This is a genomic window from Ensifer sp. SSB1 (assembly GCF_016652895.1).
In the GTDB taxonomy this organism is placed as follows: domain Bacteria; phylum Pseudomonadota; class Alphaproteobacteria; order Rhizobiales; family Rhizobiaceae; genus Ensifer.
This window is the reverse complement of sequence record NZ_JAEPRP010000061.1, coordinates 3,801-11,110: the sequence shown is the minus strand read 5'-3', so window position 1 is coordinate 11,110 and position 7,310 is coordinate 3,801. Positions and strand designations below refer to the sequence as shown.

At 59.6% G+C, this 7,310-nt stretch carries 5 protein-coding genes; all 5 read left to right on the top strand.

From position 1 onward, the window contains the following. On the top strand, positions 1-361 hold a 361-nt coding region (locus I8N66_RS16700; protein ID WP_291155460.1), incomplete at its 5' end, for a hypothetical protein. Between the two features lie 815 nt (positions 362-1,176). Continuing rightward, complete coding sequence (locus I8N66_RS16695) at positions 1,177-2,040, top strand: WYL domain-containing protein (protein ID WP_291155457.1); 864 nt, start codon at positions 1,177-1,179, stop codon at positions 2,038-2,040. Continuing rightward, positions 2,024-4,207 (top strand): sigma-70 family RNA polymerase sigma factor, encoded by a 2,184-nt coding sequence (locus tag I8N66_RS16690; protein ID WP_291155454.1) that lies wholly within the window; start codon positions 2,024-2,026, stop codon positions 4,205-4,207. Before I8N66_RS16695 ends, I8N66_RS16690 begins: the two co-directional genes overlap by 17 nt. A 4-nt stretch (positions 4,208-4,211) precedes the next feature. Next, complete coding sequence (locus tag I8N66_RS16685) at positions 4,212-5,714, top strand: ATP-binding protein (protein WP_291155451.1); 1,503 nt, start codon at positions 4,212-4,214, stop codon at positions 5,712-5,714. Further along, positions 5,711-7,310: Z1 domain-containing protein (locus I8N66_RS16680; protein WP_291155448.1), on the top strand; the 1,600-nt coding region annotated here is incomplete at its 3' end. The genes I8N66_RS16685 and I8N66_RS16680, both read left to right, overlap by 4 nt.

The following is a 7,310-nucleotide window of genomic DNA, read 5'->3' as shown; positions in this document are numbered from 1 at the left end:
AACATTCGAGTATATTTGCGCCGAGCCTGCGCTTTCATTCTTTTTTATGGATCTTCATTTGCTTGAGCCGTCCGGCGTCTATGATGATATATGTGGCGACACGGAGGAGTTGGCAGAGATAAACGGACAATACTTTGTTCGAGATTTGAGGTATGGAAACATCGAGCGATATGATGACGCCGGGAGATTAATCTCGACGCGATGCCACGCACGGCCTGTGAAGCGTCTGCTTCGCGGGCATCTGCTTTTTGTCGATCGCAAGAGCACGTTTTGGCAAGGCCTTGGCTACGGCTATTTCTGGAACTCGACATCAGCGAGTGAGTTGCGGGATTTGGTCACGGCGATGGTAAACCCGGGTTGACGGTCTCGGTCATGACCCCTTGTTGAAAGCTCGCATTATTTTCTTTGCGGCAGGCGAACGTTTTCGCTCGACCTAGTGTTGGAGGGGCCGCGGTCCCAGTTCTGGACTGCAACCAGCTGCAAGCGGAAATGGCAGAACTCAAACACATGGTCATGCCCTGCGCCGGTACCGCCCAAGTCGACGGCACTCGATGTCATGCTCACGCGCGTGAACGCGGCATGACATGCCCGAGGGCTACATGCGCCGCCGCCCGGCTGCTCTCTTCCACGTCCCCTGGCCGGTTCCCGATTGCAACCCGTTGCACCAACCTCCACAGGTGCCGACTGTGGTCTGTTCCCTCCGTTCGACCGGCACTGTAATCGCGCCGCCCGCGGTCCCGGTACAACCTGAGATATCGCGACCTGTTCTCCCGCCATTGCCACAGGCAATTGGAGACCGTAGCAAGATCGGGATATTTCCCGGTGCAACCCGTTGCAAATTGCGCATCGGTTCCTTGCCCATCTCATCCGAAGCATAACCAATAGAAAGCTGGATAATCGGCACGAAGACAACCACCTCCAGTCCATGTGCACGAGGGGCGGCAGGAAGTGAGTGCCAGGCGGGTCGCCCGTACCCCTTCCCGGTCGTAATCTGGAGATCGGCAGGGATCTTCCGTCGCACCAGACGCCTAGCGACCTTGAAGACAGCACAACTCAGCCGACTCGCTCTTATCGTTCGTACATTCCTGATTGAATAAGCTCCAAGCCTCGGATAGGCTCACCTGACAAACCAGAAACTGGACGCTCCCAGTTTTCGTTAGGTCATGTCGTGGGGGCATGGTGGGGACTCAAAAAGCCAACCTTCGGTGGGGCGTCGAACGACGACTCGAGTTCATCGAATTTCGCCTGTTTTGGGAAGGGCGCGTTAATCGCTCCGACTTGATGGGCGCATTCGGGGTATCGCTCAACCAAGCATCTACAGACCTGAATCGCTACATCGGGTTCGCTCCAGACAACATGGCCTACGACAAGCGCGCGCGGATGTATGTCCGTGGCCACGAGTTCAAGCCGCAATTCCTCGAACCCGATGCGAGCCGCTATCTGGCCCAGTTGAGGTCGATGGCAGACGGGATTCTCAGCCGCGAGGATTCCTGGATCGCCGATCTCCCGCCCTACGCGTCCGCCGCGACACCTGTGCGCGGCGTCAACCCAGTGATGCTCCGGTCGGTCGTCGGAGCCATCCGTGGCGCCGAAGCGATTGAGGTAAAGTATCAGTCTCTTTCAGTTCCGGAGCCCCGATGGCGATGGATCGCGCCGCATGCCATCGCGTTCGATGGTTTCCGCTGGCATACCCGGGCGTTCTGCCTGACCGATGATCGTTTCAAGGATTTCCTGCTGTCCCGGATACTCGATATCCGCGGCTCAAGGGAGAGCGGAGTTTTGTCCGGCGCTGACCGCGATTGGAACTCTGAGATCACGCTGGAAGTCGGGCCCCACCCAGCGCTTTCAGAAACACAGGCAAAAGTCATCGCGCTCGACTACGGCATGCTGGGTGGCAAAGCGAAGATCAAGATCAGGCGTGCCCTGCTCAATTATGCACTCAGGCGTCTCGGGCTCGATACCGATCCGGGAGCGAGGAGGCCGCAGGATCAGCAGATCGTTCTTCTCAACAGGGAGGTCGTCCATGAAGATCATGGATAGGCCGTCCCGGCTACTCAGCAATCGCCCCCGAGCAACGAACGAACTTGATAGCCGTCTTCTCGACCCGGTCGAAATCCGACTAATTGCGGATGGGCATCTGGCGCGATTAAACGATTTTGCAGCATCCCCGCGTATTCATGCGGTCGACCAGAAGGGAGACACACCGCTTCATCTGGCGGCGCGCACGGGGAGTCTTGCCCTTTGTGATCTCTTCATTCGGGCCGATGCCGATCCCGGGGCACTGAACCATGAACGTCAGACACCCGCTGACGTAGCATTTGCAGAAGGCCACCGTTTCGTCGGAGAGCTACTCTCTTCGCTTATTGCGAATTCGCTGGAGCCCGAATCGTTTGATACACTCGACGAGGGTTCGGAGTTCGCGGCCGCCACGAGCAGGATCGAGGCAGTTCCCAAGCCCTCTATGGCCATGAACCAGCAGGTGGAGCCAGACGGCACTTCAGATGAGCTGGATGACCTACTGAGTTTTGTGGCCGAAGAGACGCCGGAGGATTTTTTCGGCCAGTCCGCAGGCGAAAAGGCTTCAGGGACATTCGTCGCGCATGTGAATTCAGCACTTTCGGTTGCAGATGACGAGGCCCGGGACTGGGAGCTCTACCTTTCACCGGTGCAAATAGCCGGAGAGGGCATCGGCTCTGGCGCCACGACCACCTTCGATCAGAGTACGGAGCATGACTTCCTGAAGGTCCGCAACCGCGGCCCGCGATCGGTCAAGCGTGCGGTAGTCCAGACCGGAACGCGGCTGTCAATAGATCCCGAGATATGCATGACGTGGGTCGAGGAAACCCTCCCGAAGGGATGGTTCTCCGTCGACGATATGGACGCCCTGGCCGCACTGTGCGAAGGCAACGGTGATCTGCAGGAATTGCGCGTCAGCCTGCAGCGCAACCTCGAAGCCGCTGGCCTCGAGTTCGTTGATCAAGCCTCCGGGCATGAGTTCGGGCTGTGGGATGCAAGATCGGGTATATCGACATGTGATCTGGCTGAGGCGATTGAGGCAGCTCTTACCCGATCTACACGGCTGCCCGGCACGCAGCGCTTCATCATGGACAAATCCGACGAGCTACAGCTGCTGGAGCCGATGGTGCGTGCGAAGCAGGAGCTTCAGGTGAGCATCCTCGCCTGCGAAGCTGCCGTGGAAACTATCCTCAACGTTCTGGACAGCATTCGGGATGGTTTCAGAGGTCCCGGAACTGTTTCGCTGAGGTCCATATTCCCCGGGCGTCCGGACCACGCCGAAACGGCGGAAGTCTTCGCTGCTGCGGATACCCTGAAGTCCTGGCACGTCAATGGCCGCGTTATGGATGGAAAACGGCGCAGAGAGGCACTTGCTGCGCTGGAAGCGCTCGATCTCTCCATGGCGTTCCACAAGGAGATTGTCAGATCCCTGGAACGGGAGCAGGCAAGTCTCGAGAATGCCAGTCGATTGGACACACTGATTTCAGTATTTGAGGCTTCCACGGAACGCCTGATCCTTGAGCACCTTCCATATGCGCGGCGTTTTGCGGCCCGAAACGTCGAGGAGGGCGAAGACCCTGAGGACGTCTTCCAAGTGGCGTTCCTGGGACTGCAAAATTCCGCACGTCGGTTCGACCCCGAGCGAGGTTATCGCTTCCTGATCTACGCCACTTATTGGATGCGACAGGCAATAACGCGATGGCGCGCCGATGAGGGCACGGCGATTCGTATCCCGGCGCACCGTCACGAGAACCTCGCAAAGCTCGATCGGGCGATTGAAATGCCGGACGTCAGGGCTGACGTTACCGGCTCGGACGATGAACTCGCCGTCGAATTGGGTTGGACCCGCGAAGCGGTGCGGCTGCTGCGCGAGATACCACGTCAGGGCGAATATCCCGAAGCTCTTGACGATTGGGATGCATTGCTTCCCGAGCCGCAAATCCAAGACCCCTTCGATCAAGCGGAAACGGAACGAATTGTCGCGGCCTCCTTGGCAGAACTGGAAGAGCGTCAGGCAGAGATAATCCGAATGCGCTTCGGAATCGGGCGCGACGCCGAGATGACCCTTGAGGAAATTGGCCAAGTCTACGGGGTTACACGCGAACGCATTCGACAGATCGAGGCCAAGGGGCTCAACTACCTTTCGCATCCGGGTCGTAAACGTCGTTTGCAGACATTGTTAGGGATGTGACGACATGGGTGTAAGAAACGTTCCCCCACATGCCGCCTCGATGCTCGAATCCCTTCGGGGGCTCGGCTATGCACCCGCGACTGCAATCGCGGACCTGATCGACAATTCCATCGCTGCGAATTCGAGCGAGGTCTCCATACATCTCGAGTGGGCCGGCCCCGAAAGCTGGGTGCGGATCATCGATGACGGTGCCGGCATGGACGATGCCGCCCTCGAAGCCGGCATGCGGCTCGGTGCACGCGATCCGCGGGCCGAACGCACCTCCGGTGATCTGGGGCGTTTCGGGCTGGGCCTGAAGACAGCGAGTTTCTCCCAAGCTCGGCGGCTGACCGTCGCCAGTCGGCGCAATGGTGGGCCCGCGGTCTGCCTGCGCTGGGATCTCGATCTTATCGGCAAGGAACCAGGAGCCGAATGGCCGCTGTTCGAAGGACCCGCACCGGGATCGGAGCGTCTGCTTGCGCCGCTCGACCAAATGGAACATGGCACTATCGTCCTTTGGGAAAAGGTCGACCGCATCGTGACCGATGGGTTCACGGCAAACGACATGATCGAGCTCGCCGATCGTGTGGAGGCGCATCTCGCGATGACCTTCCATCGTCTTGTGGACGGCCAGCAGCCCGGACTTCAACTGCTCCTCAACGGCAGAGTGGTGAAGCCATGGGATCCGTTCCTGACCGGACACCCCGGCAAGGCCCTTGAAAGCGCCGAATATCGCATTCTCCACACGACGGGCGTGATGGTCCAGTGCCATGTCCTACCGCATCGCGACATGCTCAAGCATGCCGAACAGGAAGCAGCTGCCGGGCGGGGAGGGTGGACGCAGCAGGAGGGCTTCTACGTCTACCGGAACAGACGCCTCCTGCTGGCAGGAGGTTGGCTGGGTCTCGGGGATGGAGGGAAACCTTGGCCGCGCGACGAAGCCCACAGACTTGCCCGCATCAGGCTCGACATACCGAACAGCGCAGACGCCGAGTGGAAGATCAACGTTCTGAAGTCGACGGCCAGTCCGCCGGTTCGGCTGCGACCACAGCTTCACCGGCTTGCGTCGGAAACCCGGGAGACCGCGAGACGGGTCTTTGCTCATCGGGGTCACATCACGCCGCTCACGGGTACGCGCTCGAATGCTGTCGCGGAGGCCTGGCAGGTGCGGCGCTCGGCTCAGGGAACGTCCTACCGGATTGCCCGTGACCACGACCTTGTCGCCTCGATCCTTGATCGGGCCGGTTCCATCAAGCCCGACTTCCTCGCGCTCCTGAGGCTCATCGAGGAGACGGTTCCGGTCCAGCGCATCTGGCTGGACACAGCGGAGGATAAGGAGACTCCGAGGACGGGCTTCGCAGGTGCCCCTGAAAGCGAAATTATGGAGACGCTGTCCTCGATGTTCGAAGCGCTCGTGAAATTTCGCCGACTCAACCCAGCCGATGCAAGGGAACGGCTCGGCCGCACCCCACCATTCGACCGGCACCTCGATTTGGTTTCAGCTCTTGAAGTGAAAGACTCGAAATGACGATCTCCAATCAGAAGGCTTTTGACTCAATACTTTCGATGGCGCAGAACATGCTCCGCCTCAGCTCGGAGCGTGCCCAAAGTGCTGTCACTCCGGAAATGATCGAGAAGGAGCTGAAAAAGCTTGCGGTCATCGTGGAGGAGGACTTTGCGCTCGTCGACCGTGACGCACTCGTTGACGAATTGATCCGTCGGTCAAGTCGCACCGTTGGCGAGAATGCCACCCTCTCGAGCGGAGAGGACCATGTTCCCTGGCTCGAAGCGGAGCGGAAGAAGGGATGGACGTACTGGCGGCGCTATTCCGAGTACATGGAGACGCGTATCCCGTGGACGGCCCTAGACGCCTTGGACGTCGCCACTGATGAAGTCCTCTCGCAGCTCGAGGATCCGACCCGGGAAGGCGCATGGGATCGTCGCGGGCTGGTCGTCGGCCATGTGCAGTCGGGCAAGACGGGCAACTACACCGGTCTGATCTGCAAGGCTGCAGACGCCGGCTACAAGATCATCATCGTGTTGGCGGGCCTGCACAACAATCTGAGAGCTCAGACCCAGATCCGTCTCGACGAGGGGTTCCTCGGTTTTGCCACCATCGCAGACGCCGAAGAGCTCCCTGCGGTTGGGGTCGGGCTGATCGACAACGACACATCCGTCCGTCCAAATGCAGCAACCAATCGGAGCGACAAGGGCGATTTCAACACGGCCGTCGCGGCCAAGATGAACATCAGCCCGGAACAGCGACCGTGGCTGTTCGTGGTCAAGAAGAACAAGACGGTCCTCGAGCGCCTGCTGCACTGGATCCGCAATCGTGTCGCCAATCACGTCGACCCCGAAACCGGTCGCAAGCTCGTCACCAACCTGCCTCTCCTCGTGATCGACGACGAGTCCGATCATGGGTCTGTCGACACGGGTGAAGACGTCGTGGACGAGTTCGGTAACCCGGATCTGGAGCATCAGCCGAAAACCATCAACAGGCTGATCCGGTCGATCCTCCACCACTTCTCGCGGAAGGCTTATGTCGGTTACACGGCTACGCCCTTCGCAAACATCTTCATCCATGATCGCGGAGAGACGCAGGAGCATGGGCCGGACCTCTTCCCTGCGGCCTTCATCACCAACCTCGCGGCGCCATCGAATTATGTCGGGCCGGGGCGTGTGTTCGGATCGGCCTCCAGCACGCCCGACGACTTGCCCCTCGTGCGCCCCCTGTCGGACGAGGAGTTTCAGCCTTGGATGCCGAGTAAAACCACTACATCTCCGGAGATAAAGCCACACAAGAACGGACATCGTCCTCGTTGGAAGGGAGAGGGCCGCGTGCCGGATTCGCTCGCGGAAGCGATCCGGTCCTTCGTATATGCTTGCGCGGTCCGGAAGCTGCGCGGACAGGGCAACAAGCACTCCTCAATGCTGATCCATGTGACCCGCTTCACCTCGGTTCAGAGCGAAGTCGTCAACCAGGTCGCTGAGTTCCTTAGGGATCTGAAGGGCCGCTACACCCGCGACATTGAACTGGCTGTCCTAGAAGCCTCCATGCGCGGGGAGTATGAAGAGACTTTCCTGCCCGGCATGCAGGGGATCCGTGCTGCACTCGTCGAAGGGG